The 25,953-nt window shown below is 63.8% G+C and carries 26 protein-coding genes and 4 pseudogenes; 25 read left to right on the plus strand and 5 right to left on the minus strand.

Translation table 11 applies throughout. From position 1 onward, the window contains the following. The first annotated feature begins 260 nt into the window (after positions 1–260). The 3 genes from ADT71_RS13310 to ADT71_RS31375 are packed head-to-tail and all read left to right on the plus strand — an operon-like array spanning position 261 to position 1,036. On the plus strand, positions 261–530 hold the full coding sequence (locus tag ADT71_RS13310) for a hypothetical protein (protein WP_054437557.1): 270 nt from the start codon (positions 261–263) through the stop codon (positions 528–530). Between the two features lie 41 nt (positions 531–571). Next, a complete protein-coding gene (locus ADT71_RS13315) occupies positions 572–826 on the plus strand; it encodes a hypothetical protein (RefSeq protein ID WP_054437523.1) in 255 nt (84 codons plus the stop codon). Between the two features lie 36 nt (positions 827–862). Further along, positions 863–1,036 carry a hypothetical protein gene (locus tag ADT71_RS31375; protein ID WP_156336586.1) on the plus strand — a complete coding sequence of 58 codons (174 nt, stop codon included), beginning with the start codon at positions 863–865 and terminating at the stop codon, positions 1,034–1,036. A 196-nt stretch (positions 1,037–1,232) separates the two neighbouring features. Here ADT71_RS31375 and ADT71_RS13320 read toward each other — a convergent pair whose 3' ends face one another. Continuing rightward, positions 1,233–2,525, minus strand: a complete 1,293-nt coding sequence (locus ADT71_RS13320; RefSeq protein WP_054437524.1) for a hypothetical protein — start codon at positions 2,523–2,525, stop codon at positions 1,233–1,235. Between the two features lie 221 nt (positions 2,526–2,746). On the opposite strand from ADT71_RS13320, the gene ADT71_RS13325 reads away from it, so the two are divergent. After that, positions 2,747–3,583: a lytic transglycosylase domain-containing protein gene (locus ADT71_RS13325; protein ID WP_132469831.1), complete on the plus strand. Its 837-nt coding sequence runs from the start codon at positions 2,747–2,749 to the stop codon at positions 3,581–3,583. A gap of 221 nt (positions 3,584–3,804) precedes the next feature. On the opposite strand, the gene ADT71_RS13330 is transcribed toward ADT71_RS13325, so the two are convergent. From ADT71_RS13330 to ADT71_RS13345, 4 genes are all read right to left on the minus strand, one after another. Beyond that, on the minus strand, positions 3,805–4,476 hold the full coding sequence (locus tag ADT71_RS13330; protein ID WP_054437528.1) for a helix-turn-helix domain-containing protein: 672 nt from the start codon (positions 4,474–4,476) through the stop codon (positions 3,805–3,807). Between the two features lie 374 nt (positions 4,477–4,850). Further along, positions 4,851–5,090: a hypothetical protein gene (locus ADT71_RS13335; protein WP_132469829.1), complete on the minus strand. Its 240-nt coding sequence runs from the start codon at positions 5,088–5,090 to the stop codon at positions 4,851–4,853. 114 nt (positions 5,091–5,204) lie between these two features. Next, a complete protein-coding gene (locus ADT71_RS13340) occupies positions 5,205–5,729 on the minus strand; it encodes a hypothetical protein (protein ID WP_054437531.1) in 525 nt (174 codons plus the stop codon). Between the two features lie 125 nt (positions 5,730–5,854). After that, positions 5,855–6,301 (minus strand): hypothetical protein, encoded by a 447-nt coding sequence (locus tag ADT71_RS13345; protein ID WP_132469828.1) that lies wholly within the window; start codon positions 6,299–6,301, stop codon positions 5,855–5,857. Positions 6,302–6,681: 380 nt separating this feature from the next. On the opposite strand from ADT71_RS13345, the gene ADT71_RS13350 reads away from it, so the two are divergent. The 21 genes and pseudogenes from ADT71_RS13350 (at position 6,682) to ADT71_RS13440 (ending at position 25,925) form a co-directional block, all read left to right on the plus strand. After that, positions 6,682–7,002 carry a TrbC/VirB2 family protein gene (locus ADT71_RS13350; protein WP_054437533.1) on the plus strand — a complete coding sequence of 107 codons (321 nt, stop codon included), beginning with the start codon at positions 6,682–6,684 and terminating at the stop codon, positions 7,000–7,002. Between the two features lie 58 nt (positions 7,003–7,060). Beyond that, complete coding sequence (gene traL, locus ADT71_RS13355) at positions 7,061–7,351, plus strand: type IV conjugative transfer system protein TraL (RefSeq protein WP_054437535.1); 291 nt, start codon at positions 7,061–7,063, stop codon at positions 7,349–7,351. A gap of 1 nt (position 7,352) precedes the next feature. Continuing rightward, positions 7,353–7,925, plus strand: a complete 573-nt coding sequence (locus ADT71_RS13360) for a type IV conjugative transfer system protein TraE (protein ID WP_054437536.1) — start codon at positions 7,353–7,355, stop codon at positions 7,923–7,925. After that, positions 7,922–8,737: a type-F conjugative transfer system secretin TraK gene (locus tag ADT71_RS13365; RefSeq protein WP_054437537.1), complete on the plus strand. Its 816-nt coding sequence runs from the start codon at positions 7,922–7,924 to the stop codon at positions 8,735–8,737. Before ADT71_RS13360 ends, ADT71_RS13365 begins: the two co-directional genes overlap by 4 nt. Before the next feature lie 3 nt (positions 8,738–8,740). Next, the gene (locus ADT71_RS13370; RefSeq protein WP_054437538.1) at positions 8,741–10,063 is read left to right on the plus strand and encodes a TraB/VirB10 family protein; all 1,323 of its coding nucleotides are present in this window, start codon (positions 8,741–8,743) and stop codon (positions 10,061–10,063) included. After that, positions 10,050–10,996 (plus strand): annotated as a pseudogene (locus ADT71_RS13375) (DsbC family protein). The gene ADT71_RS13370 and the pseudogene ADT71_RS13375 overlap by 14 nt, the downstream one beginning before the upstream one ends. Next, on the plus strand, positions 10,993–11,907 hold the full coding sequence (locus ADT71_RS13380; RefSeq protein ID WP_054437539.1) for a hypothetical protein: 915 nt from the start codon (positions 10,993–10,995) through the stop codon (positions 11,905–11,907). Before ADT71_RS13375 ends, ADT71_RS13380 begins: the two are co-directional and overlap by 4 nt. A gap of 72 nt (positions 11,908–11,979) precedes the next feature. After that, the gene (locus tag ADT71_RS31380; protein ID WP_156336588.1) at positions 11,980–12,147 is read left to right on the plus strand and encodes a hypothetical protein; all 168 of its coding nucleotides are present in this window, start codon (positions 11,980–11,982) and stop codon (positions 12,145–12,147) included. Then, on the plus strand, positions 12,144–14,738 hold the full coding sequence (traC, locus tag ADT71_RS13385; RefSeq protein ID WP_054437540.1) for a type IV secretion system protein TraC: 2,595 nt from the start codon (positions 12,144–12,146) through the stop codon (positions 14,736–14,738). The genes ADT71_RS31380 and traC overlap by 4 nt, the downstream gene beginning before the upstream one ends. Positions 14,739–14,746: 8 nt before the next feature. Continuing rightward, the gene (locus tag ADT71_RS13390) at positions 14,747–15,109 is read left to right on the plus strand and encodes a hypothetical protein (RefSeq protein WP_054437541.1); all 363 of its coding nucleotides are present in this window, start codon (positions 14,747–14,749) and stop codon (positions 15,107–15,109) included. Next, a complete protein-coding gene (locus ADT71_RS13395; protein WP_054437542.1) occupies positions 15,106–15,780 on the plus strand; it encodes a type-F conjugative transfer system protein TrbI in 675 nt (224 codons plus the stop codon). The genes ADT71_RS13390 and ADT71_RS13395 overlap by 4 nt, the downstream gene beginning before the upstream one ends. A gap of 19 nt (positions 15,781–15,799) precedes the next feature. Beyond that, positions 15,800–16,228, plus strand: a pseudogene (locus tag ADT71_RS30350) (S26 family signal peptidase); the annotation flags it as partial. Positions 16,229–16,301: 73 nt separating this feature from the next. Continuing rightward, positions 16,302–16,985: a type-F conjugative transfer system protein TraW gene (gene traW / locus ADT71_RS13400; RefSeq protein ID WP_369818248.1), complete on the plus strand. Its 684-nt coding sequence runs from the start codon at positions 16,302–16,304 to the stop codon at positions 16,983–16,985. Then, positions 16,985–17,257 carry a hypothetical protein gene (locus tag ADT71_RS13405; RefSeq protein ID WP_054437543.1) on the plus strand — a complete coding sequence of 91 codons (273 nt, stop codon included), beginning with the start codon at positions 16,985–16,987 and terminating at the stop codon, positions 17,255–17,257. Before traW ends, ADT71_RS13405 begins: the two co-directional genes overlap by 1 nt. Then, positions 17,254–18,273, plus strand: a complete 1,020-nt coding sequence (gene traU / locus ADT71_RS13410) for a conjugal transfer pilus assembly protein TraU (RefSeq protein ID WP_054437544.1) — start codon at positions 17,254–17,256, stop codon at positions 18,271–18,273. Before ADT71_RS13405 ends, traU begins: the two co-directional genes overlap by 4 nt. A 757-nt stretch (positions 18,274–19,030) precedes the next feature. Continuing rightward, positions 19,031–20,500, plus strand: coding sequence for a group II intron reverse transcriptase/maturase (ltrA, locus tag ADT71_RS13415; protein ID WP_231635864.1), 1,470 nt, complete (start codon positions 19,031–19,033; stop codon positions 20,498–20,500). Between the two features lie 11 nt (positions 20,501–20,511). After that, positions 20,512–21,222 (plus strand): type-F conjugative transfer system pilin assembly protein TrbC, encoded by a 711-nt coding sequence (trbC, locus tag ADT71_RS13420; protein WP_369818249.1) that lies wholly within the window; start codon positions 20,512–20,514, stop codon positions 21,220–21,222. A 63-nt stretch (positions 21,223–21,285) separates the two neighbouring features. Then, the gene (locus ADT71_RS13425; protein WP_054437563.1) at positions 21,286–23,175 is read left to right on the plus strand and encodes a conjugal transfer protein TraN; all 1,890 of its coding nucleotides are present in this window, start codon (positions 21,286–21,288) and stop codon (positions 23,173–23,175) included. Then, positions 23,153–23,566: a hypothetical protein gene (locus ADT71_RS13430; protein WP_054437549.1), complete on the plus strand. Its 414-nt coding sequence runs from the start codon at positions 23,153–23,155 to the stop codon at positions 23,564–23,566. The genes ADT71_RS13425 and ADT71_RS13430 overlap by 23 nt, the downstream gene beginning before the upstream one ends. Positions 23,567–23,624: 58 nt before the next feature. Further along, positions 23,625–24,439 (plus strand): annotated as a pseudogene (locus ADT71_RS13435) (conjugal transfer protein TraF). A gap of 107 nt (positions 24,440–24,546) precedes the next feature. Continuing rightward, positions 24,547–25,925 (plus strand): annotated as a pseudogene (locus ADT71_RS13440) (conjugal transfer protein TraH). Positions 25,926–25,953: the final 28 nt, after the last annotated feature.

Consider the following 25,953-nt stretch of genomic DNA (forward strand, 5'->3'; position numbering starts at 1 on the left):
GATCCTCATGGGGGGCGGATGCGTGAAGAGATCGTGGCGAGATCCGGGCTCGAGGCCTCGGGCATCCGGTGGCTGAAGGGCTGGCCGGTTCTTCCCGGCCAACTTTGCCCTCCCTCTCAACTCCAAGAGTTTTGCAGCTTTTGCGCTTTGGGGTGCATTGCCCCCATCATTGCCTGTAATTCTCTTACAGGCTGACGATTGCAGGTGTGTCGCAGCGCCGTGCAATCTATGAGGAAATTGCAGATTACCGGAGGATTCGTCTGTCGCAGTTCAGCTCCATCGAGATCGCCAACTGGCTCGCCATCTACCTGGCGACGGGTCTGTGCTGCCTAATCGCGCTGGCGCTCTCGGTGACGGTGGCACTTCACGACAGCGTGCGCGAGCGAGTGTGGAGCCAGGTGCGCGACATGCGCAGCGCCTTGCTGTTCGTGCCGAAGCTGTGGTGGCGCTGGCAGAAACTCTATCTGCTCTCGACCCCGGTGACATTGGGGATCGTTTTCTATTTTGCGGCATCGCTGCGCTGGAGCTGAGCCGCGCTAGATTGCCGCCGACAGGGGTATTACCGAAGCTTATGACCGATACGAGCGAGTGGAAAATTCATCGCGCCTTCTGGCGCGACGGGGTCATCGTCGTCGATTTTCTGGCGGGCAACCGCCAGGCGATGCTCTCCTTCGAGCGCGGCGCCAATGCCGCCGATCCGTCCGACGAGGCGCGCGAGGTCATCATGCTGGGGGTGATCGAAGGACCGTGGCATGGACGGCCGATAGCGTGCGTGCAGGGCGAGGTCGAAGCGAAGCGCCTGCTCCAACAGGGCGGCTATGCCTGAGCGCTTGCCGTACGTCTACGATCAGAATCTGCGCGCGTGTTCGATCTTTACGTGACCACCGTTAGCGAGGCGCGGCCCGTCGCGCTGGTCATGGCGGCGCTGTTCGTGATGGCAGCCGCGCGCACGGCCGGGCGGCCGGTATGGTGCGGGGTCTTCGCCCTTCTGGCGTTCGCCTGCGCATTCCCGGTGCTGATCTATCCGCAGGGTTAAAATCTCGTCCTTTTCCGTAGGCAGCGGTGATGCATAGCGTAGGCAAAATGCACTTTCGTGCGTGCAGGAGCGCGGAGCGTTGTCTGGCGTACGCATAACGCCCTTGCGGTGTCATTTCGCCCCTATCCGAAAACTGTCCGGGCAATCGCCGTACCGTTAATCTGTGTCCCGATAATGCACGCATGGCTGCCAGCGCTCACAGGCCGAGTGCGCTCATGAGCTTGCCGAGCGCCTGCTCGGTCTCGATTTCGGCGCGACCGATGGTGAGGAGCGGGCCGATGCGCGCCATGCGCGGGTGGGTCACGGCCTTGGCGGCCGCATAGTCCTCGGTCTCGAAGCCCATCGCCTCGACGACAAGCGTGCGCATCTCGCCGGTCACGCGCGAACGCGCCTCGATCACGAAATCCGGGCGGCAAGGTCCATCCCTGGTGAGCGTGTCGAACAGCGGCTTGTCGATGGCCATGTCGACGCCGCGCCGGTGGAGCAGGCGCTGGCATTCCAGGATCGTGCGCAGCACCGATCGCTCGAAATCGGAATCGACTGCCACGAAACGGTTGCCGCTATGGATGGGCTGGGCATAGGCGCGCAGCGGCGCATAGCCGTGCGCCTCGGGATATTGCCCCGCGACGATCAGGACGAGGTACGGCCCGGCGATGCGGTTCGCCCTGACTGACGGCGACTGGATGCGGTTGGCGATCGCCACGCTCTCCCCGCCTGGCAGGAGGATCTCCTGTCCCTTGAAGGCCGGGGCATAGAGCAGCACGAAGCCCTGCGAGGCATGGCCCTTGGGCCAGCGCGGCTCGAGCGCGCGCAGGCTGGCATAGACGACATTGGCGGTGAGCGGTCTGGCATGGGTCCACAGCGCCCGCGCCAGCTCGATCCCCGGCGCGATCTCGATCTGCGCGGCCGCCGTGGTGAGCGCGGCGAACTCGCCGCGGATCGACCATTCGTGCCCCCAGGCGATGGGCGCGATGCGATTGACGCTCGCGGCATCCATCAGCCGCCACAGCAGCCGCGCGAGCCGGGGGACGGAGGCATTGCGGGTGCGATCGTCGGTGGCATCGTCTTCGGGCCGCTGCGCCAGATGCTCGGGCGCGGGCTTCAGCACCGAGAAGAAGCCGTCGGGCGGCATCGAGGGCGTCGCGTGCGAGCGCACTTCGGTGATGCGGTTGGTGACCTGGTCGCGGAAGAACGGGCAGTCGGGCCGGTGTTCGGGCCGTTTGGTGCTGGTAAGACGGCGCAGATAGTAGGTTTCGGCCTCGGAGAGGAAGGCAGGCGTCAGGATCGGCGGGGCCTTGTCGGCGCCAAGGCAGTTGCAGGCGACCCAGCGATGACCGATCCGCGCGTTCTGCACCAGCGTGATCCCTGCGATCTCGTCGTGGGGCGTGCCCTCACCCACATACCAGCGCACCAGCGCCGCGCGAAGGTCCGCGGGCAGCGGTATCCGGCTCTTGCCCTTCCCATCGGTGTCGCGATCGACCAGCCACATGGATCGAAATCTCCCGTCAAGCAGCATTACGGGACAAGAGTTTCGAATCGGCGGCGTGTTGACAAGGGCGAGACGCGCGCGGTCCAATTGTCCCACAAGGGCAATGGAGGGCCGTCATGCACCGTTATGCAGTAACCGCACTTGTCGTTTTACTTGGGAGTGCACCGACAATAGCCAGCGCCGGACAAGAAAAACCGACGCGCAAGGTGGAGCTGATTAGCATGATCGGTACGGGTAATATGGCAGGTCCGGCTGCGAACGGCGTTAGCTCGCCGGTTATGCGGGCCGGTGCCGGTGAGGCAGCGCCCGCGCCCGCACCGTCGCCGTTACCCGAGGGCTTCTCGGTGCACGATCTGAGCCGCCGCTATGTCGAATATCGCATGGCGCGCGCGTTCCTGCTTGGCGCGATCACGGGTGAAGCGGAGCCGCAAAACCCCTCCGATCGCGCGCCGGAGCCCGTTGCCACCTCCTCGATCGCGGTTCCGGGCTGGATGCGGGGAGCCTGGCCGGGGCTCGGCCCCGCCCCCTTCGCGCCCGCCGCGACACCGGGCTGCGTGCCCCTGCCCTACCGGCCTGCCGGGTTCCTCAAGCCCGCTGCCGAAGCGCGGCGCGCGTCATATTATGGCATGATGAGCACGATCGCCTGCGAGCAGGGCATTCCGGTCGGTCTGTTCGATGCCATGATCATCCAGGAAAGCCGCTACGATCCTTATGCGATCTCGCCCAAGCGGGCCTTCGGCCTCGCCCAGCTGATGCCGGGGACCGCGCAGGATCTCGGGGTCAACGCATACGATCCGGCGCAGAACCTGCGCGGCGGCGCCCGCTATCTGCGCAACCACCTCGACCGCTTCGGGCAGGTCCACCTCGCCCTCGCCGCCTACAATGCCGGGCCGGGGCGGGTCCGGGGTGGCGCGGTGCCGCGCATCGCCGAGACGCAAGGCTATGTCGCCACGATCCTGGGCAACTGGGCGCGGCTCAATTCCGGTGGAGCAGTCCAGGCCCGGTCCTCGCAGGTAAATGCACCTTATGGCCCTACGGTGTCTGTCTCCTCCTACTGACGAAACGCCCGATTTGAGCGCGCTGAGACCCGTTTGCGACGTTTCAGCAAGCGCAAGGCGCATGTTTTGAAGCCGCCAAAGCCGCTTGCTCCTCCCGGGAGCAATGTGACGGCGTAGCCGGCACTCCTGCCCTGGCCGCAAGAGCGATGTCTTGCGGTGAAAGCGGTGGTTCGGGTTTAGGATCGTCAGATCGAGTTGTTGGCCGACGTTAGGCCAACTCCTTATGTCCTATTATATATAGAATGGGTGAGCGTTTCAGGTTCAAAATGAACCTCACGCTCAGCAGAGCGTGAAATCGCCGCAATAGCGGTATTATTCGCATCGATACGCTCCGCCTCGCGGGCATCCATAGATGCGCCAAGCCGCGCAAGCACACGCCCCATCTCTCCTCCGACCGTCAGTCTCGCGAACTCATAGTTGGGCAGGGCCGCAGCCATACGTGCCGCCTCGCCAGCCTCTTCCTGGCGACGCCATTCTTCATCGACTGGCAGAGGTGCGGGGCGCATCCAGCGCGACATGTAGCCAAGCACCGACTTGGGCAGCAGCAGGCGGTAGGCGTTGGACGTTTGCTCGTAGCGCGGCCCAGCCCCTTCGCCCGCCATCCGTTTGAAGCGGCGCTGACGGATCAGGAAGCCGATCGCCTCGAGCGCGGCCAGCGCACGTCGCACCGTCGAGCGGCCAAGGCCCGTCGCTTCGACCAGATGATCGTAGCTGGGATAGACACGCCCCTTGTTGAGGCGCGCGAGCGTGGTCAGCTCCTCGTAGACTCGCACCGCCGAGGCGGTGAGCCGCGTCAGCAGGCGCTCGCTGGCGCTGAGTGTGCGTGTCCCCGCGCGACACTCGCGCATCAGCCGTTTTCCGGCGTCGAGGGCCTTCCTCGCCGCGCGCAGCATCCGGTCAGGTTCGCCCCTGGCGGGCACCTGGAAAAACGTCTCCTCGAACGTCTCGGCCTCGAGACTGCCGCCAGCACGGGCACCCCTGTACGATGCAAAGCGCCCGAGCGCGCCTTGCCGGTGCGAACCGGGATACCGGACAGCGCGTTAAGCGCTGCGGTCCCGACAGCATACGTCCCCATTGCCTTCCTCCTTGATGGAGGCCGGACCAGGCAAAAAGATTCCGTGGCGCGAAGCGCGCATCCTTGATTCGGTGATCGGGATGGGCTATGTCAGGCCTTGATGAGTGACCGTTTGCGTTTGGCGACGCAGACATAGCCGATCTTAAACGATCGCTGATTTTGGGACGCCCGGCCTTCGTGCCGGGCTTTCCTTTATTTGGTCACAGCCAAAAACTCCTGTTGCAGAAACATGTCGGTGCGAATGCGGTCGAGCACCGCATTGATGGCAGCTTCGCGCGAAGACAGGCCCATTGCATCCCGCGCTTGATCGAGCGTTTCGATCGCATCGGGAGAGAGCCAGAAATTGTTGCGCACCCAGCCTTCGCCGCGCTTGGCTTGCGCCTTGCGTCGCATCGCCTTTGCAGCTGGATGAGTTGAAAGAGAATCTGCCATTCTCATTGCCTAGCCCGGGCTTAAGCATTTTGCAATTAAGCACTTTACGACCGGCTTGCGGCGAAGCAGTTTCTCGCGTAGCAACTCCATAGAAAATAAGGCTTTAATAGGCGATCAAAGATACCTTCGATTGAAGGCTTGCTCTTTCAATGCGACAGCAGATTCAAATTCCTTCTTGAGAAATTTGACGAGTGTAGACTGCAAACGCCTACCATAAGCCGGCTGTATGTCGCTCCATTCCAGCCCCTCAAGTCGGTGGACGAGGTCGATAACGACTTCGGGGAGGCCCTGAATGAATTCCGACAGGAAGCCGATTAGCCGATCGGCATCTCCGGTTGCCATTTCAAAGGCTCTATCGGAATTTGATAACATCTCCGAAGCCAGGAAAGCTTCAACCTCGTTGATTTCGAGGATTTGAAGAATGAGGTCGATTTCATCGACGCGGAACGGTCGTCGTTTGTCCTGTGCCTCTTTGAGGCATGTGATCATCCTTGTGCGCCCTATGCCTGTTTCCACAGCAAGTTGGCGCTTGCTCAACCCTTTCGATTTCATTCGATGGAGAATGAAATCGATCAGGCCAGACGTAATGATGACCGTCTGCTCGTGAGGTTGAGCACAGGACGCTTTTGGCAGGCCCATTTCCGTATCCCCCGAATAATGTCGCGGAGTTAGAGATACCTATCAGGGGATATTGTGCAAGCAACTGCCAGACTTATGGCACTGAGGCGTGTTAGTTAACCATGGCAGCCCGTTGCAATAGGCGGCTACATTATTGTTCTTTTCTTTAATAAATTCCTATATGACTTTGCATCTTTGTAATTCATGCCTAGTTTAGTCATGACTTCAGTCGCGTTAGCCTCGACGATATAATCAAAAAGAAGCAACGAGAGTGCATCTTTGAATGCAATCGATTCGCCCATTGCCTTCTCCAGCTTCGGGATCGCGTCGGATATACTTTGCTCGCTCGACTGCAAAATGCAGATCCCAAACTCGGTATTACCAACGCTTGGTATGAGGCGCATATGCTCCTTCATATCCTCCGGATCGTATTGTAGAGCAATTGAATCAATAGCTTGGGCGCGATCATCGACCACCCGTTCAAGGGATGAAAACTCCTTGTTCTGGTTTGAGTGCAGCCTAATAGCTTCGGTGCTCAACCGAAAATAGTAATCAGATACTTTAAGCGATATATGTTTTTGTTGTCCGCCCATGATTAAGTACCCTTTTGTCCTGATACACTGCCTTTCGTCCTTCGCTAAATGCACATTATACCTTTCGCAAAGATGAAAAGGTCAAATCGAGCACTTAGCCGATAATGGGAAGTGTTGGCGGGAGTCCTCCCAATTTCATCGAAATGGTGACCGCCGTAACGGCCACGTGACCGCGTGGGCGGCCAGGTGGCCGTTATGGCGGTCGCGCGGCCGCCCACGCGGTCATAATCAACGATTCGCCACCTTATATTACCGGTGTCTTCGCGAAAAGTTTCACATCCCGCGTTGTTTGAGGGTCGTTGACTTGATGCTGTGGAGATCGCCGTCGCAGCCTCTCCCTGGGCGCGCTTGAAAGCGCTCGATCCAAGGAGACCTCTTATATGAAGACTCTGCTCATGAAGGCCGGTGCTCGCGAGAACGCTGTCCTGGCCGCCGCGGCGGTCGCGGCTGCGGCCATCGCCTTTGCCGGTCCGGCTTTCGCCGGTGCTGACACCACCTTCGACACCGCGCTGACCCAGTTCACCGGCTTCCTCGAAGGTTCGGGCGGCAAGATCATCACGGTGCTCTCGCTCGCGGGCGGCATTGTCGGTCTCGCCTCGGGCCGCTTCAGCCTCGGCCAGGTCGCGATCCCGGTCGGCGTTGGCGTCGGCGCGGGCACCGGCATCCCGATCGTCACCTCGACCGTCACCGCGACGATCTGAACCCGGATGCGGGCGTAGTGGCAGCTGCGCCGCAACGTACCTGGAAGGCGGGCGTGGCATGTCGGTAGACAAGTATGTGATCCCCTCTCATCTCGACGATCCCGAGCTGATCGGCTTCTGGACGCTTGATGAGTTCCTCGCGATGGTCATCCCCTTCATCTGGGGAATCCTGTCCCAACACATCGTCATAGGGATCGGCTTTGCCTTCCTTGGATGGTGGGCCTTACGCAAAGCCAAGGCGGGACGGGCAACATCGTGGCTGATCCATCTTGCCTACTGGCATCTTCCCGGCGGCTTCCCGTCGCTGCGCGCCACGCCGCCTTCCTATCTCCGACTGATGGTGGGCTGATATGGAGTTCTCTTACCAGCACGCGCAGAGCCAGCGTATCCTGCGCCAGCGCAACCTGCTCGCCGTCACGGCGATCGTCCTTGCCGGCGTCATCGCCCTGCTGCTGCTCTTTGCGATGACGCGCAGCCGCGAAGTCGTGCTCCAGCCCGTCCTGCGCTCGCCGCTCACGCTCTCCAGTGCAGGCGTCTCGCGCGAGTATCTCGAGCTGGTCACCCGCGATACCGCGATCCTCACCCTCGACCGCGCGCCCGGCAGCCTCGAATACTGGATGAAGTCGGTCCTCGAGATCGTCTCGCCGCGCGCGCAGGGCAAGATCAAGGCGGACCTGCTCAAGATCGTCAACGAACAGAGCGGCTCGAGCATCTCGCAGTATTTTCAGATCCAGTCGATGGACATCGACACGCGTAATCTGACCTCCTCGGTCACCGGCAAGCTCAACACCGTGGTCGGGCAGAAGGTGGTCTCGAGCGAGATGCGCACCTTTCGCTTCGATTGGGAATATTCGGGCCTGACCCTCAAGCTCATCGGCTTCGGCATGGTCCAGGACGAGAAGAAAGAAAGGGGCGCCAAGTGACGCACAACCTTTACGCCATCGGCGCAGTGACCGCCGGGACCACGCTGGCCTCGCGCCAGACCTGCCTTGTCAGCCGCTTCATCGGTGCCGGGCTCATCGGCCTTGCCGTCATAGGACTGGCCTCGCCCGCCATGGCGCTCGGCGACCAGACGCTGATGGCCTCTGACGGCAGCCAGGTACAGTGCAATGCCTCGGCGCGCGATCTTACCCGCATCAGCCTCGTCGAGGATGAGTTCGCCTCGGTTTCCAAGATCAACACCGGCAATCCGGCCGACGATTTCAGTGTCGTCAACGAGCCGGTGCGCGGCGATATCTACCTCTCGGTCCCCGAAGGCTTCGCGCGCCCCGCCCTCTCCTTCTTCGCGACCTCCAAGCGCGGCTACGTCTACAAGTTCATCTGCAACATCGGCGGCGACCAGGCGGTGCAGGTGTTCATCTCCAATCCCGCGATCGCCAAGGCCGAGCTGGCCGAAGCCGGTCCAAAGGGCCCGGTGCAGGCATCGAGCGAGGAGAAGGCGATTGCACTCGTGCAGGCGATGTACGGGGGGCGGATCGTCGATGGCTACGAGATGCGTCAGCGCTCGATGCGCCCGGTCTATGTAGGCGATCTCAAGGTCCAGATGATCGCGGAATATCGCGGCGATGACCTCACGGGCCGCGTCCTGCGCATCGAGAACAAGGGCGCGCAGGAAAAGACCCTTACCGAGGCGAGCGTTGCGCCCGCCAGTTCGCTGGCGGTGTCGATCGCCGAGCCAAAGCTCGCGCCCGGCAAGGTGACCACCGCCTACCTCGTCTCTCGCACCGGGAACTGAGCCATGGGCATCAAGGATATCTTCTCGCGCGGCCGCAAGCCGCTGGACGGCCCGGAAGAGGGCGAAGGTGTCGCCCCGGTCAATGGCGGGCTCGACGGCAATGCCGAGACCCGGCGCAAGCAGCGCATGTTGCTTGCAGGCGTCGCGACGATCGGCGTCGTCGCCGCCAGCTTCTGGATCTTCGGCGACAACGGCAGGCCGCAAGGCGAGGACAGCGGCGGCAGCGAGACCGTGCAGGTTTCGACCAAGGACATGGTCAATCGCAACCTCTCCGAACAGGAGTGGATGGCGCAGTCGGAGAACCGCTTTCAGAGCCAGGAGAACCAGCTCAAGTCGGTGAACGGCACCAATGCCAAGGTCACGCAGCTTGGCGAGCAGATCGAGGCACTGCGCGCGCAGAACCAGTCGATGGCGGCCGATGGCCAGCGTGTCGTCAGCGCCTATCAGGCCGAGAACGAGGAGCTGCGCCGCCGCATCAACGAGAAGGCGGCGCCGCAGGCGCCGGCCCCCGGCCCTGCCGCCCTCTACGGTCCCGGCATGCCGACCTACCAGCAGCCTGGGCCAAGTGCAGGGGGGTCGGACATGCCCCCTGTTCGGTCCAGCGAAGTCAAGATGGTGTCCTTCACCACCGACAAGGGCGGGACTGCCAGCAAGATCGAGAAGGGCAACACGGTCTATACCGACAGCCCCAATTACCTGCCGCCCAACAGCTTCGCCTCGGCCAGGGTCATCGTCGGCGTCGATGCGGCGGCGGGCGTGCAGAGCCAGACCGATCCGCTGCCCGTGGTGCTGCGCGTCACCGGCCCTGCCCGCTCGGTGCTGCAGAACGGCAAGCTCTTGACCACCAGGATCCAGGGATGCCTCATCAACGGCGCGGCGCGGGGCGAGCTTTCCTCGGAGAAGGTCTACGTCAAGCTCCAGAAGATGACCTGCCCGCAATCGGGAGGCCGCTACGCGGTGTCCGAAGTCAAGGGCTTCATCGCCTTCGGCGGCAAGACTGGCGTTCGCGGCCGTGTCGTCAGCCGCGAGGGCGGGCTCATCACCCAGGCCTTCATTGCAGGGCTCTTCGGCGGTTTCGGGCGCGGCTTTTCGGCCAATTCCAACAATGCGCTGACCCAGCCCAACGTCATCGTCGACGGCAAGCGGCAGGACCTCTCGATGGGCGACATCGCCAAGGGCGGGCTCGGCGAGGGCGTCTCGCAGACCGGCGACATGGTCAGCAAGTACCTGATCGAGCGCGCCGAGCAGTACCAGCCCGTCATCGAGATGCCGACCGGCATCGATGTCGAAATCGTCTTCCTGGAGGGTGTCTATGTCCGCAACTGACCAGCACGATGCCGCTGAGGCAACCGTGGCGTCCGAGACCGGATCGCTGCAAGTTCAGCGCAAATGGAACACGCGCCTTCGCGCGCGCCTGCCCCTTTACTGTGCGCTTGCCGGTTTCGTCGGCCTCGGCGCCGTGGCTGGCGCCTCCTACGCCAGCGACTTTATCTCGCCTCGGGCAAGAAGGTCGAGGAGCTGCTGAAGGCCCGCTTGCCAAAGACGAAAGTCACCAGCGTCAATTGCGACAAGGTCGACGGGCTGTGCGAGGTCACCGCCGGCAGCAACCTGTTCTACATCGATCGCTCGGCGCGCTACCTGGTGATCGGACGTGTCTACGACATGGAGACGCGCCAGGACCTTACCGCGACGCGCCTCCTCGAGATGAACCCGGACATGCTGCTGGGCGGCTCGGCCAGGGCCAATGCGGCGGGCGCTGAAGCCGGGGACGGCGAGACCGCTGCCTTCACGCCCAAGCAGGCGGCGCTCCCCAAGGGCGGCGCTGGGGCGCCCGCGCAGAAGGTCTCGCTGGCAGGCCTGCCCAGGGACGGCGCGATCGTGTGGGGCAAGCCTTCTGGCAAGACGGTCACCGTCTTCAGCGATTTTCGCTGCGGCTACTGCCGAGCACTCTCCAATACGCTCGCCGCGATGAACGTGCGCGTGATCGAGCGGCCGATTTCGGTGTTCGGCAGCCGCGATCTCGCCAACCAGGTCTATTGCGCGAAGAACCGCGAGAAGGCGCTTCACGATGTCTATGCGGGCCGCACGCTGACCGGTGGCGGCTCGTGCGACACCAAGGGCCTCGATGCCAACGAGGCGTTTGCGCGGCAGCACGGGTTTTCAGGAACGCCGGTGATCGTGCGCGAGGACGGCGCGGTGATCGAGGGCTATCGCCCGCGCGAGTTCCTCGAAAGCTGGATCGCGGGAGGCAAGGCATGATGCGCGCGCCTATCCGCCCCCGGCTTCTCCTCGCCTGCGCCCTGCTCTCGAGCGCGGCGCTTTCGGGCTGCACGTCGCTTGGCGGCAATGTCTCGGGGAGCTTCGCCTGCCGCGCGCCTGACGGCATCTGCGCGCCCAGCGCGACGATCGACGATCGCGCGCTCGCGCTGATCTCGGGCAGCGAGGGCGACCGCCTGATCGAACCGGCAGGCCCTTATGTCGAGCCGCCGCGCGAAGGCCGCGGCTTCCAGAACGCGGCTGCAACCGTGCGCACGCGCGAGCGGGTGCTGCGCATCGTCTTCCCGGCGCAGATCGATGCGGCGGGCCGCCTCCACGAACAGAGCGCGGTCCATGCCGTGGTCGAACAGGGTGAATGGCGCGAGGAACTGGCATCGAGTGCGGTTGCCACGACCCCGCGCGAGGTCGCGGCCGCGACGGCGGGGATACGCTGCTGGCGGCGGTCGAGCGCGCCGAGCCGCCGACAATCGACTATGCCGGCATCGATCCCGACATGCCCAGCGAGGCCGCTGTGGCTGCTGCGCGCAACGGCGAGGCCGCCAAGCCCACGTCGCGCCGAGCGCCGTTGCCGATCCCGTCGGCGACATCAAGGATCAGGTCTCGCGCAAACTGACGGCGCCGCGCCGCGCGCCGGTGAAGCCTGCCACCGGAACCAAGGTCTCCGCCACCTCCACGTCGCCGGCGCAAAAAGACGGCGCCGCATCCTCACCCACCCCTTCCGCGCCACCCGTCGCTTCCGCCGCGCCGGTCAAACCGGCGGCGGTCTCGGCAGCGCCTGCGGCTTCGGCAGGGATCGCGGTGCCCGCGCACGCTACCGAAGCGGGCAAGGCGGCGATCGCATCGGTCGCGGCCAATCCGGCGGTCCAGGGCGCGCTCCACCGCGCCGCGCCTGAAGCGCGCGAGGCGGCGAAGGATACCTCGCCCCTGCCGGTGCTCAAAGCCAGGTCGTTTCCGGGAGTACAGCCATGAGCTTTTTCGACAAGCCGATTGGGGCGCTGCGTGGCGGTGAGGCGCGAGGAATCCACCACGTAGCCGTCTTCGGAAAGACGGGCTCGGGCAAGTGGGTGGGGGCAAAGGATGCATCGGCCCTGCCGGTGCTCCAGGCGAAGTCCGTTCCGGGAGGGCAGCCATGAGCTTTCTCGACAAGCTGATGGGCTCGCTGCTCGGCGATAACGCCAAGCCGGAGACCGAGCGGCCCGATACCGCCGTGCCGCGCCTCGTCCACTGGCTGCCTTATCGCAGCTATGATCCCAGGACGAAGATCTTCTACAACAGCGCCTCGCGCGGTTTCGTGCTCGAGGCCGCGCCGATGATCGGCGCCGACGAGCGTTCCGCAGATATCCTCACGCAGTTCCTGTCGGAGGGTATCCCTTCGCCGGGATCGCTCCAGTTCCATGGCTGGATGAGCCCGCGCGTCGGCGCGCGCCTCTCGCAGTGGTATCTGCCGCGCTATCTGGCCGCCGGCGTCTACGAGCGCATGGCCAAACACCGCACCGAGTATTTGTTGGACGGCGTGTGGAACTCGTTGTCCTCGGCCGCGCCCTTCTGCCTGCGCGATCACCGGCTCGCGATCTCCTATGCGACGCCGGAATCGAGCCGGGTGACGAGCGAGGAGATCGTCTCGGTCATGGAAGGGCTGACCTCGGCGCTGGAATCGATCGGCGTCCATGCGCGGCCGATGGACCCGCAGGGGCTGATCGCCTGGATCGACGACATCACCTCGCCCACCACGGCGCCCGGTGACGACACGATCACCTACAATCCCTTCGATTCCATCGCCGACCAGGCGGTGCGCCACGATATCGAGCTGCAGATCGATCCCGACCGGCTGCTGCTGCGTACCGAGCGCTTCCGCCCCACCGGCAAGACGCTCGACGATGCGCCGGAGATCGGCGAGATCTACCCCGACACCTTCGACGTGCGCTCCTTCTCGGTGCGTAACCTGCCCCAGCGCTGGGCGCCGTGGGACATGACCAAGCTCATCGGCGACATGTTCGCCGACAAACTGCGCATGCCCTGCCCGGTCTCGACCAATCTATGCCTCGATTTTCCCGATGCGGAAGGCGAGGGCCTGCGCGCGAGCCGCAAGTTCATGCGCACGACCAGCCTGGCCGATTCCAAGTCGGCGCGCCTCTTGCCCCAGCTCAAGGACCAGTCGCGCGAATGGGAGTTCGTGAAGGAACAGCTGCGGCAGGGCCGCAAGCTGATCCAGGCGGTCTACTCGGTCACCACCTTCTCGCCCAAGGGCAAGGGCGATGCCAACGAGCGTATCCTCAAGTCCGTTTACCGGGCGGCGGGATGGGACCTGCTCGACGATCGCTATCTCCAGGTCCAGGGCCTGCTTGCCGCGATGCCGATGACGATGGCCAATGGCCTCGCCTTCGACTTCAGGAACATGAAGCGCTTCCGCTCGGTGCTGACGACGACGGCCGCCAGCCTCGCCCCGCTTCAGGGCGAATATCTGGGTGGCAACAACCCGCACATGATGCTGATCGGCAGGCGCGGCCAGCCCTTCTTCTGGTCGCCCTTCGAGAACACGGCGGGCAACCACAATGTCGCGGTGTTCGGCAAGTCCGGCTCGGGCAAGTCGGTGGCGCTTCAGGAACTGTGCGCGGCGCTGTGCGGCGCGGGCGCGAAGGTCGTGGTGATCGACGACGGGCGCTCCTTCGAGCACTCGGCCAAGCTCCAGGGCGGGGCCTTCGTCGAGTTCACCATGGCCTCGGGTATGGGCATCAATCCCTTCTCGATGATTGATCCCGAAGTCGCGGAGAGGGACGAGGATTACCTCGTTGACTGCTTCGCGATGCTCAAATCGATCGTCAGCCAGATGGCGCGCCACGTCGATAAACTGAACGATACCGAGCGCGGCCTCATTGACGGGGCCGTCAACCAGGTGTGGCAGGAAAAAGGAAATCGCGGATCGATCGATGATGTGATCGCGGCGCTGACCGCGACGGAAAATCCTCTCGGCATCGATCTTGGCATTGCCATGCGCCCGTTCTCCTCGGGCGGCACCTATGGTCGTTTCTTCGAGGGCGAGGTGTCGTTCGAACTCGAAGCCAACCTTACCGTCTTCGAGCTATCCGATTTGTCCTCGCGCGAAGAACTGCGCTCGGTGGTGCTGACCGCGATCATGTTCCTCTCGACGCAGACGATGCGCCGCCTGGATCGTGCGATCCCCAAGGCCCTGCTCCTCGACGAGGCATGGCAGATGCTCAAGGGCGGCTCGATGGCCGACTTTATCGAAGCCTATGCGCGTACCTGCCGCAAGTATGGCGCCTCGCTGGTCACCGCGACGCAGAGCCTCAACGACTACTACAAGTCCGATGGGTCGAAGGCGGCGCTGGAGAACAGCGACTGGTTCATGATCCTCCAGCAGAAGGCCGAGACGATCGCGGACTTCAAGAAGCACGACCGCTTCGAGATGGACGATTACACCGATGCCCTGCTCCGCTCCCTGAAGCGCAACGGCACCGAATACTCCGATGTCATGATCAAGGGGCCGGACACGCTGGCGGTCGGCCGCCTCGTGCTCGATCCCTATTCCGCGACGGTGTTCTCCTCCTCGCCAAAGATCTTCGCGGCGATCCACGACCTGCTCGGCCAGGGGCTGACGATGGAAGAGGCGATCGAGCGCGTCGCCTACCCGGACAACCCGGAGAAGTGGGGCACGAACGCGCCGCAGGCCATCCCTTCAGGCGGCATGGCCGTCGCAGCGGAGTGAGGACACCCATGGGCAGCATCATCGCACAGCGTCGGGATGCGGCGGTTCGCCGTCAGGGGGGACGCGGGGACTTCGGATTTCTCCTCTACGCCCTGCTCCATACCGTGGGCTTCCTCGCGGTGACTCTGCTCATGACCTGGGGCGCCTTCGTGCTCTTCTTCGTCGCGATCGGCGGCTTCAGCCTCGATGGCACGATGCACCAACTCGCCAACCTCGCGACCCGCTACGTCGCGGCCGAGCCCGCGCGCATCGCCGATTTCAAACTCCTGGTCGTAGCCCTGCACGTCGTGGTGGCGGGCCTTCTCATTGTCTTTCGTCGCCACGCGATCGTGCCACGCGACGTCATCAGCGCAGGAGGCAAAAGCGCATGACCGATACGCCTGAGAGCCCCTCCTTCGAATTCATCGCCGATACGCCGCCCGCGGGTGAGGCCGCTGCCGCCCTCCCCAGGCGCCGGGCCCTTTTCGCGGGCTATACGGGGGGGCAGCTCCTTATCGGCGCCGCGCTGGTCGGCGGCCTCGTATGGGGCATGTGGGTGACGCGCACGCTGACCGCCGCGCCGGAGCAGCACATCGTCAAGGCCAACCTCTCCGCGATCGTGGGCGACTATGTGCAGGCTCAGGCGCGCAGCGCCTCCTCGCCCGAGGACGTACAGGCCCAGATGCGCGCCTTCATGTCCTCGCTCGACGGCGAGCTGCAGCGCCGCAGCGACAGGGGCCAGGTCGTGCTGGTCGGCGAGGCGGTGCTCTCCAGGGGGGTACGGGACATCACCCCTGACGTGATGAAGGCGGTCTATGCCTCGGGCATCAAGCGCCCCGTACCCGCCAGCCCCGAGCAGATGAGCCAGATGCTCAAAGGCGCGATCGAGGCGCAGGCACAGGTGCCGCAGGGCCAGATGGCTCCGCAGGGTGCCGCCGCCATGCCGTCGGGCAATCCCATGGCCGCAGCGCCCGATGCATCCGCCTTCGGCCCGATGCCCGCTCCTGCGATGGGTGCGAGCGTATCCAGCTTCGGAGGCCCCGATGGGCTTGGCGGCCAGTAACGCGGCCGAAGCCGCCTCGATGCGCTGGCGGCCGAACCGCCGGCGCTGGGCCGCGATCGGTCTGCTGGTGGTCGGCGGTCTCGCTTATCAGGCCATTACCGAATGGCGCGATACGCATGGGCTGCTGATCAACACGTCTGAATCGCTACCGAACTGGGCTTTCGTGATTCACAGGACGGCGACGCCTCAACGCGGGCAGTACGTGTTCTTCGTGCCGCCTGCCGATCCGCTGGTGATCCGCCATTTCGGGGCGAAAAAGCAGATGTTCGGCAAGATCGTCTACGGGATGCCCGGAGACACCGTCGCGCATCGCGGCGCAGAGGTACTGGTGGCGGGCCATGTGGTGGGTCGCATGAAGCCGCGCACGCGCTTTGGCGAGGCGCTGGCCGCAGGCCCTGTCGGCGTCATCCCCTCGGGCTGCTACTATGTGGGCACCCCGCACAAGGACGGCTTCGACAGCCGTTATGCCGCGATCGGTTACGCCTGCGCGAAAAAGATCGTCGCGTCGGGGAGGCGATCCTGTGAAGCGGGCGCTGGAAACCGCGGCGATGGTGGCCCTTTGCACCATGACGCTCTCCTCCACCGGCTCGGCCAGCGATCACGGCGTGCTCGGCCAGGCCTTCCCGATCATCGAGACCGATCTTCTGACCGTGATCGAGCAGCGCCTGCAGGGCCTCCAGGCCTCGGGCGACATCGACCGGATGAACACCGAGTTCGCAAGGCGCGTCGAGGCCAGGGTGCGCCGTCCGACGCCCGTGGGCGGGCTGACCCCGGCGACGCAAGCACGCGTCTGGGCCTTCGATCCCACGATCGTGATCGAGAAGGACATCCGCGACCAGAAGGGCAACACCATCGCCCGCGCGGGGCAAACGGTGAACCCGCTCGATTTCGTGGCGATGCACCAGGCCCTCGTCTTCGTCGACGGCGACGACAAGGCGCAGATGGAATGGGCGACCGCGCGCTATACCGATCTCAACGCCAAGATCATCCTCGTCGCGGGATCTCCGCTCGAGGAGATGACCGCGCGCAAGCGCCGCTTCTATTTCGACCAGGAAGGCCGCCTGAGCTCGCGCTTGGGCATCCTGCATACGCCTGCCGTGGCCGAACAGGACGCCAAAGTGGTCAGGCTCACCGAGATCAAGGTGCCGCCCCTCAAGACTGCGGCCGCCGCGAAATCCCCTTCTCCCGCGAAGGAGGCAAGCTGATGCCGCTGTGGCTCGACCTCCTGCGCACGCCCATGGCCGCGCCCGAGACGCCGCGTCTTCGCACCATGCGCCGCACCTTCCAAGCGCTGTGCCTGCTGTGCGCGCTGGGCGTCGCGTTCATTTCCCCGCTGACAGCCTGGCTCGGTCGCATCGCCCCGATCGCAGTGGGTTCGCTGCTGCTGGCGAGCGCCGTGCACACCGCGCTCTACATGGTGCGCAAGAACCGGGCCGACAATGCGTACCTTGATGCCGCCACGGGAGACAGGTCATGAAAGCGCTGCGCCATCTGCTCATGGGCCTTGTCGCCCTCTTCGCCTTCGCGGCGATCACTCCGGCAGCGCAGGCGCAGACGGCGGCGCGCTGCACCGGCAAGTTCGTCAACCCGATCACCGATATCTGCTGGTCGTGCATGTTCCCGCTCTCGATCGGCGGTCTCTCGATCTGGCCGAGCACGCGCCCCGACACCGGCAACCCTTCGCTGCCGGTCTGCGCCTGCGGCAGCCCGATCCCGCGCATCGGCATCGCCTCGGGATTCTGGGAGCCGGTGCGCCTTGCCGACGTCTCGGTGAAGCCGTGGTGCTTCGTGAACCTTGGCGGCATGAAGATCGCGCCCGGCTTCAACATCGGCCAGGGCCAGTTCGAAGGCCCCTCGCAGATCGGCGGCAAGGCGCAGAATACGTCCAAGTGGCACGTCCACTGGTACGTCTATCCGCTCCTCTACTGGATGGAGATCCTCATGGACTTCATCTGCTTCGAGCAGGCGAGCTTCGATATCGCCTACATGACGGAGATCGACCCGCTGTGGCAGGACAGCACGCTCACCACCCTCATCAATCCCGAGGCGGTGCTTTTCGCCAATCCGATCGCGCAGGCCGCCTGCGCGGGTGACTGCATCGCCTCGACCGCGCGCCTGCCGCTCGATGTGACCTTCTGGTGCGCGGGCTGCCAGGGGCCGATGTATCCGGTGAACGGCCATGTCGGCGCCTCGATCGGCCACGTCCAGGCCTCGCGCCTCGCGCTCGCGCGCTTCGCCTTCAAGATGCACCGCGAGGGGCTCGCATGGGGGACGATGGGCTCGAAGGGCCTGTGCAACAAGTACATCATGCCGGTGCTCAAGAAGCAGCAGTACCGCGTGCAGATGGTCAATCCGATCCCGACGGTCAGCGGCAGGAACGCCTGCTCGCCGCTGGGCGCCTCCACCATGCCGCCCGACGCGGGCCGTGCCTTCCCCGTCCAGGGCGAGGACATGGGCTACCTCGTCTGGCGCAAACGCAATTGTTGCGTTTGAGCGCCGTGACGGCGCAGAAAGGAAATATGTATGTAAAACAACATCATATCCTTTCGATCGTCTTGCTGACGATTGACCGGTGGCTGCGATGCCACCCCACTCGGCGGAAGGAGCCGGGTCGGAAGGGGGTCTCCAAGGTTTTCCACGTTCCGGCGGACGGCCTCAAAGCAGAAGACCTTAACTGTACCGGATGCGGCCCGTCAGCCGCAGGTCGGGCTACCACAGGGCCTATGGTGAGATAAAAGCGAATGACGTGTCTGAAGCCTCTTTATTTACAGTTGAACTCCCAATCACCTGACGGGGTGGGGAGATCGCGGTGCGAACCGGTTGGTTTGGCATACTGCCTTCTGGTGAATTCTCGCAGAGTATTCGTGTGCGGATCGTCCTTTCTTGTCCGCATGCCTGAACCGCAAGGGGTTAAGCGTCGCACCTACGGGTCCAAGGTTGATCGTCGGAACACGGGAACCATCATCGTCCGCCTGCTTCGGAGCAGGCTATCCGCGGAGACCGGGGACGGGCGCTGGTGGGGCGGAGCCTGCGTAGTAGTCCGAGGGCGGGAAAGCCGTCCACATGGCGAAGGCGGGCAGGAAGTCGGTGTGCTTTCATGACGGAGGAACTATCAGTGGACTCTGATAATCAAGCCCCTCAGGCATGGCTCCTCAGCGTTCAGCGAAAGCTATACCAGTGGAGTCGGGAAAACCTCGAGACACCATATCGTGATCTGTGGAATTGGGTAACCGATCCCCGCAATCTGTACATGGCCTGGAAGACGATTGCCGGCAATCGCGGCAAACGGACGCCGGGAGTCGACGGGGCGACCGTAGAGAAAATTGCTACCGGCAAAGGGGTCGGCCTTTTCCTTCACGAGCTCCGAGAAGAGCTCCGGTCGGGCGATTATCGTCCGTCTCCTGCACGAAGGAAGTGGATCCCCAAGCCCGGCAAACCGGGGAAGTTCCGACCCCTCGGTATCCCTACGGTCAAGGATCGCGTGGTGCAGTGCGCGATCAAACAAGTACTGGAGCCGATCTTCGAGGCCCGGTTCTGGCCTGTCTCATACGGGTTTCGGCCCGGACGAGGTAGTCAGGCCTGCCTCGAACATATCCGTGTGACCATCCAGTCGCGGGGCAAACCTGCTGCCGATGGCTACCGACATGATGCGCCGTATCAATGGGTCATCGAAGGTGACATTGAGGCCTGTTTCGACAACATCGGCCATCACCCACTGATGGAACGCGTGCGCCACGGCGTCGCGGACCGCAAGGTGAACCGGCTGATCGTGCAGTTTCTCAAAGCCGGGGTACTGGAGGATGTCTCCTACAGTCCAACAGACACCGGCACACCGCAAGGTGGCGTACTTTCGCCGTTGCTGGCCAACATCGCGCTTGGCGTGATCGAGGAACGGTATCGACAATGGGTACGTCGCCCCGAAGACCCCCGGCTGAAATCCGATGGGATCAGGCTGGCGGCCATCAAGCGCGACAAGGACCGGAGGGCCGGTCGAACGGTCTTCTACCCTGTCCGCTATGCCGATGACTTCCTGATTTTCGTGTCAGGAACGGAAGCTGATGCTCTTGCCGAGAAGCAGGCGCTGGCCTCCTACCTGCACGAAACGATGGGTCTGACGCTCTCGCCTGAGAAGACGCGCATCACCGCGTTGACCAATGGCTGTCGGTTCTTGGGATGCCGAGTAAGGCTCAAGTGGGACAACCGGTTCGGGCTGCATGCCCGCATCGAAATCCCCCGCGAGCCGATAAACGGCTTCCGCATTCGGGTAAATCAACTGGCTCGTCGGCAGACGCTTCGGCGTTCGCTCACGGCCATGCTTCAGGAACTCAATCCATACCTTCGGGGGTGGTCCGCCTATTATCGCTACTGTGTAGGGTCCAAACGCATCTTCGCCAGTCTCGACTGGCATGTGCGTCAACGTCTCTGGCTGTGGCTGCGGGCCAAGCACGCAGGTGTCCCCGGTAGGAAGATCGCATCGTGGCGCAGACCGAGTGTCGCCCATCCGGGCACCAAGGTCTGGGCTGAAGGCGGCACGGAGCAATTTTTGATGAGCTACGTGCCTGTCCGCAGATTCGATCTGAAATGGATGAGAAAACCCGAGTTCGCCAAGACTTCTGGAGAGCCGGATGCACAACGAAAGGTGCAAGTCCGGTTCGGAGAGCAGGCGTGGGAGACGGGCGGTGGAGACACCGCACCGCGCCCACGTCTGACTCTACTGTAGGAGAATTATCCTTGCGACGCATAACTTTAGTCATTTCTGCGCTCGCCGGTGTGGGTGCGATACAGGCCATCGCACAGAATGTCGATGGATTAGATATCGACGCGATCAGGAAGCGCGGCGCCGCCATGCAGGGCGATGCCGAGACACTCGCGGACCATGTGAAGAACCGCGGCGATGCCTTCCGCGAGGAAGCGCTGGCCGTGCAGCGCAGCGGCACGGAGAGTCTCACGAATCTCGCCAGGGCGGACCTGCCGATGAACGGCACCGGCCCGGTGGACTTCGACGAGATCATCCAGGGCGCTTCGCAGAACGTGGCCGGCGCCAAGGGCGATGCGCCGCAGTTCATCGTTTTCGCCAGCCTGTCGATGCCGCCCCGGTCGCTGCGCCGGGTGCTCGCCGATACCGCGCGCGCGGGCGGAGTCGTGGTGTTCCGGGGTTTTCCGAATAATTCTGTGAAGGCGTTCACCGATGGCCTGCGCAAGGTGGTCACCGAAAAGGACCAGGTGGCCAATGTCGGCATCGATCCGCGCCTGTTCCGTGCCTTCAAGGTCGAGGCGGTGCCGACTTACGTCGCGGTGTCGTCCGAGTTCGACCTGTGCTCGGGTTTCCACTGCGAGACCCAGCTTCCGCCCTACGACCGCCTGACCGGCAATGTCTCGGTGAACTACGTGCTCGAGACCTTCGCCAACGGCCATGGTCCGGCGCCGGCGTGGCGAAGGTAGCGCTGCGCAACCTGGGCAAGGCCAGCTGAGGTGCGGCGGATCGGCCGTCCTCTCCTGCTGATCATGGCGTTCGCCGCTATTGGCGCCGGTATCGGTGCGGGCGGCGTGCTGGCCCAACAATCTACTCTGGCGCAATCCACCCTCGAAGAGGCGCGCGAGGAGGGAAAGACCCTCGGCAAGACGATGCGTGCCGACAAGAGCCTGATGCCGAGCGAAGGCATGCAGGATCAGGTTCCGGGCTATGCGGGGACGCAATTGCCGCAGAGCCAGTATTTCGACGATCCCGACAAGCTGGTCTCCGATGGCGGCGCGCAGGCGAGTGGCAACGATGCCTTCGTGACGGCAATGGACCGGGGCCATACCCGCCCGACATTCGATCCGCAGGAGATTCTTGCAACCACGCAGCGCGCGACCGCGATCGAAAGCGATCCCGACACCTACCTTCAAGGCGAGCAGCTGGGTGGACAATCGGGAAGCTGCAATCCCCTGCCTCCCGGCGGCGGCAATGTCAGCTATTACGAGTCGACCTGTAATTATGGCTCGAAGCTGGACGAGGTTACCCGCACCTGCACGTCGAGCCTCAACGTGTCGGTCGAAAACCGTACCCTCTACTACTACCATATGGCCGACATCGGCCCTTACGTCGATCCGGACAGCATGGCCGACGAGATCGCCGCCGGCACCTGCAAGGCGGTCGGAACCGCATCCTACTGCGGCACTATGGCCGAATACGGATCGACGGCGGCGGGGAGCTGCAACAAGGATTACGGCAATTACCCGCTCCATGTGATGGAATGCTCGGTTCAGGCCAGCGTGGTGGGAAACCATCAATTCAGCTTCACCAACCCCAATGCCGTATACCCCGTCATCTCGAGAACCACGGGACAGCACTGGTTCAAGGTCGATGCCGCCGCGCCTGTCGTCACCACCAACAAGGTCGATGGCTGCGCAGCGCTGGAGGGCAACCCGCAGTGCACCGCGCAAGGCGCGGAAGTGTGCACCGACAGCGAGCCCGTTACCCGCGTCATCAATGGCGTGCCGGTGACCCAGCCCTGCTGGGCCTGGCAAAAGAGCTATACGTGCAACGAGATCACGCAAGGCAACGACTGCGGCGAGCTCGATGACAAGCCTGAATGTTCGTACGTGCGCGACGAGTGCATCGATGACGAGAACGATCCCGACTACGACCCTTCCGCCTGCAAGGTGAGCCAGAAGGTCTACCGCTGTCCGGTTCCCACGACGCCGGGCAACGATCCCAAGCAATATGTCTGCGGCAACGACGTCTACTGCATCAACGGCGATTGTGAGACGATCGAGCGGGAGGCCTCGACCGAGTTCAAGGATGCGCTGGTCGCGCTCCATGCGCTGGGGCAGGCGGGCGAGGAATTTGACGAGGAAAATTTCACCGTCTTCTCAGGATCGCGCGAGACCTGTCACAAGCCGGTGTTCGGTCTCGTCAACTGCTGTGCGGGCAAGACCTCGGGCCTCATCACCGCCGGCGCCGGTGCTGCCGCCATTGCCGGTGGCCCGACCGCGATCGCCGCGCTCGCAACCCCGTTCCTGACGATGTTCCTGTGCTCGAGCGAGGAGAAGCTGCTCGACGTCAAGGACCGCATGGGCCTGTGCCACAAGGTCGGCACCTATTGCTCCTCGAGCGTGCTGGGCGTGTGCAAGACCAAGCGCACCGCCTACTGCTGCTTCGAGAGCAAGCTCTCGCGCATCCTTCAGGAACAGGGCCGCCCGCAGCTGAACAAGCCCTGGGGCAAGCCCAAGAAGGAGCAGTGCGTGGGCTTCACCATCGACGAGTTCTCGCGTCTTGACCTCTCGGTGATGGATTTCACGGAAATCTATTCCGAGTTCACCGACGCGGCGAAGCTGCCCGACGAGGTGGCGACGCTCGGCGACATCCAGACCAAAATCCAGGACTACTATGACCTCCACACCAGCCAATGATAAAGGCGGCGCGGTCGCCTACGATCCCAGCATGATCGACATGTCGGTGCTCGATCTTGCGATCTTCCTGCGCGTTCACCGCACCAACCGTCCCTCCCTCTCGGGCCAGATCGCCGCGACAATCGCGCACTGGTTTTTGTGCGAGGTCGATCCGCGCGAGATCGAGCATCGATCCCGCCAGTTGATCGACCGGGGCTGGATGGTCCGCCAGGACGGCGGCATGCGCGCCACTGTCGAGGGCCGCCGCCACTCTCGCCTGCACCTTCGCGGCATCGTGCGCATGATGGACCAGGGCACCCGGATGCTCGACGTCGCGCGCATGATGTCCGTCCTTCAGCTCGCAATGGTCGAACTCGATGGAGATCACGATGTCGATGACGATAACGCCTGATCCGCGCCCGGCCTCCGGCCTCCCCTCCGGCGCTGGCCCGCTCTCGCGCCTGCGCCGCCTGACATGCCATCTTGCCATCTTGCTGGCATCCGCGCTCGCGCTCGCGTCGCCGGGGGGCGCGCAGGAACAGGCGGGCATCACCGCGTCGGCCGCTGATGACCAGCAGGGCGACGACTTCTACTGCGCCCAGCGCCGCTCGGCCAGTGGTTCTACTGCGAGAAGCCAAAGCAGCGCGAAGCCGCGCCGCAGGCGGCCAAGCCCCAGCAGTCCGCGAGCGAGCGGATCGCCGCGATCACGAAGCAGCTCGACGAATTGAAGTCGCGCGCGATTCTTGAACCCAGCGAGGAGAACGTGATCGCCTATGTGCGCTTTCAGCGCGAGCAGCTGGACCGCGCCTCACTGTTCTCCGACACCTGGCAGCGCGCGCTCTGGCAGAACCCGGACCTCGATTACACGCTGCAGCGCCCGGTCGGCACCGTCGCCAAGCGCGCATGGGCGGACAACCGCGTCGCTGATCGCAGCCAGGTTCTCGAGAACCTCGGCCGGCGCTATGGCCTGTTCTACTTCTTCGCGCAGTCGTGCGGGGCCTGCGAGATCTTCGCGCCGATCCTGCGCTCGGTCGCAGACAGCCATCACATGGCGATCATGGCCGTCTCGATGGACGGCGGCCCCAGCAACCAGTTCCCGAACTACGTCGTCGATTCCGGCCAGCGTGCACGCATGGGCGTGCCGGGGAACGCGACACCGGCGCTGGTCCTGTTCGACACCGCGACCCGAAAGACGATGCCGGTCGGCTTCGGGATCATGTCGGCCGACGAGATCATGGAGCGGATATTCCTGCTCACCAACACCAGGGTCGGGAGTGACTACTGATGCACGAGCCTGCCCCCACCTCTCATCCCAAACACCAGCGCCCTTCCCGCTTCCGCGCTCTGATGCGCCGGATCGCCACGGGGGCTTTGGTGATGGGCGCGGCCAGCATGGTGCCCACCGGCATCGCGCGCGCCGATGTCTCGAGCCAGATGAACTCGTTCTTCAACGATGCGGGCGGGGCGGCCAATGTCACCGGCCCGTCCGCCTATCAGGGCAGTCGGCGGGGTATTACACCGGGGGCAACGTCTGGACCCGCTTCCCGCAAAAGAGCGTGCAGCCCTTCAACCTGCAATTGCCGAGCGCGCGCGCCGGGTGCGGCGGTATCGATCTGTTCGCCGGTTCCTTCTCGTTCATCAATGCCTCCGAGATGGTCGCGATGCTCAAAGCCGTCGCCAACAACGCGCTGGGCTTCGCCTTCAAGCTCGCGATCGATGCCGTCTCGCCCGAGATCAGCAAGATCATGGGCGAGTTCCAGCAGGCCGCACAGCAGATGAACCAGATGAACATCTCGTCGTGCGAGGCGGCGCAGGGCCTCGTCGGCGCGGTCTGGCCCAAGACCCAAGGCGCGCGTTCGACCATCTGCGCATCTGTCGGCAACAGCCAGGGCGTGTTCTCCGACTGGGCGCGTTCGCGCCAGGGCTGCGGCGCTGAAGACCAGATCGACAGCGTCCTCGAGGGCAACAGCGATCCCGCGATGGCGGACCATATTCCGCTGGCCGAGCGCAACTACACCTGGGAGGCGATCAAGCGTTCCAACAAGTTCGGCAGCTTCGACAAGGAATTCTCCGAATACCTCATGACGCTGGTAGGTACGATCGTCACCAACCCCAAGGCGGCCGAGGACAAGAAGCTCCAGTATATCGGCCCCGCCGAGGAGGCCGTTGTCACCGCGCTGCTCGATGGCACAAGTTCGGGATCGAGCGTCAAGATCCTGACCTGCGATGACGATGACAAGTGCCTGGGCGTCACCGAGAAGACGCTTTCGATCAGCGATACGGCGGCGCTGCGTCCGCGCGTGCTGCGCATGATCACTTCCATGGCGGGCAAGATCCGCACCGACACCGCGCTCGATGCGTCCGAACAGCAGCTGCTCAACATGACTTCGGTGCCGCTCTACAAGATGCTCGCGGTGCAGGCGATGGCGCATCAGACCTTCAGCGTCGACGAGACCGAGACCCTCGCCGAGATCGTCGCGGTGAACTTGCTCAGTTCGATGATCGACAACATGCTCGATCGGGTCAGCCAGGCGCAGGTGAATTTCCAGCCCGCCGACCAGTCGACCGCCGAGACCTGGCGCCGGCAACTCGCCGAAGTGCGCCAGAAATACAGCCAGCGCGACATGAAGCTGAAGGACACGCTCAACGTGACGATCGCGCTCATCAACAAGTCGGTGATGCTGGAATCGACGCTCCAGAACTCGATGTCGCCGGGGATGGCGGCCGCCCTTAACTTCTCGCGGGGCCTCAGCGCCCAGGGGCTCAACTAAGCGGCGATTAGCGTTCAGGGGGAACGGG

Source organism: Novosphingobium sp. ST904, assembly GCF_001298105.1.
GTDB lineage: Bacteria > Pseudomonadota > Alphaproteobacteria > Sphingomonadales > Sphingomonadaceae > Novosphingobium.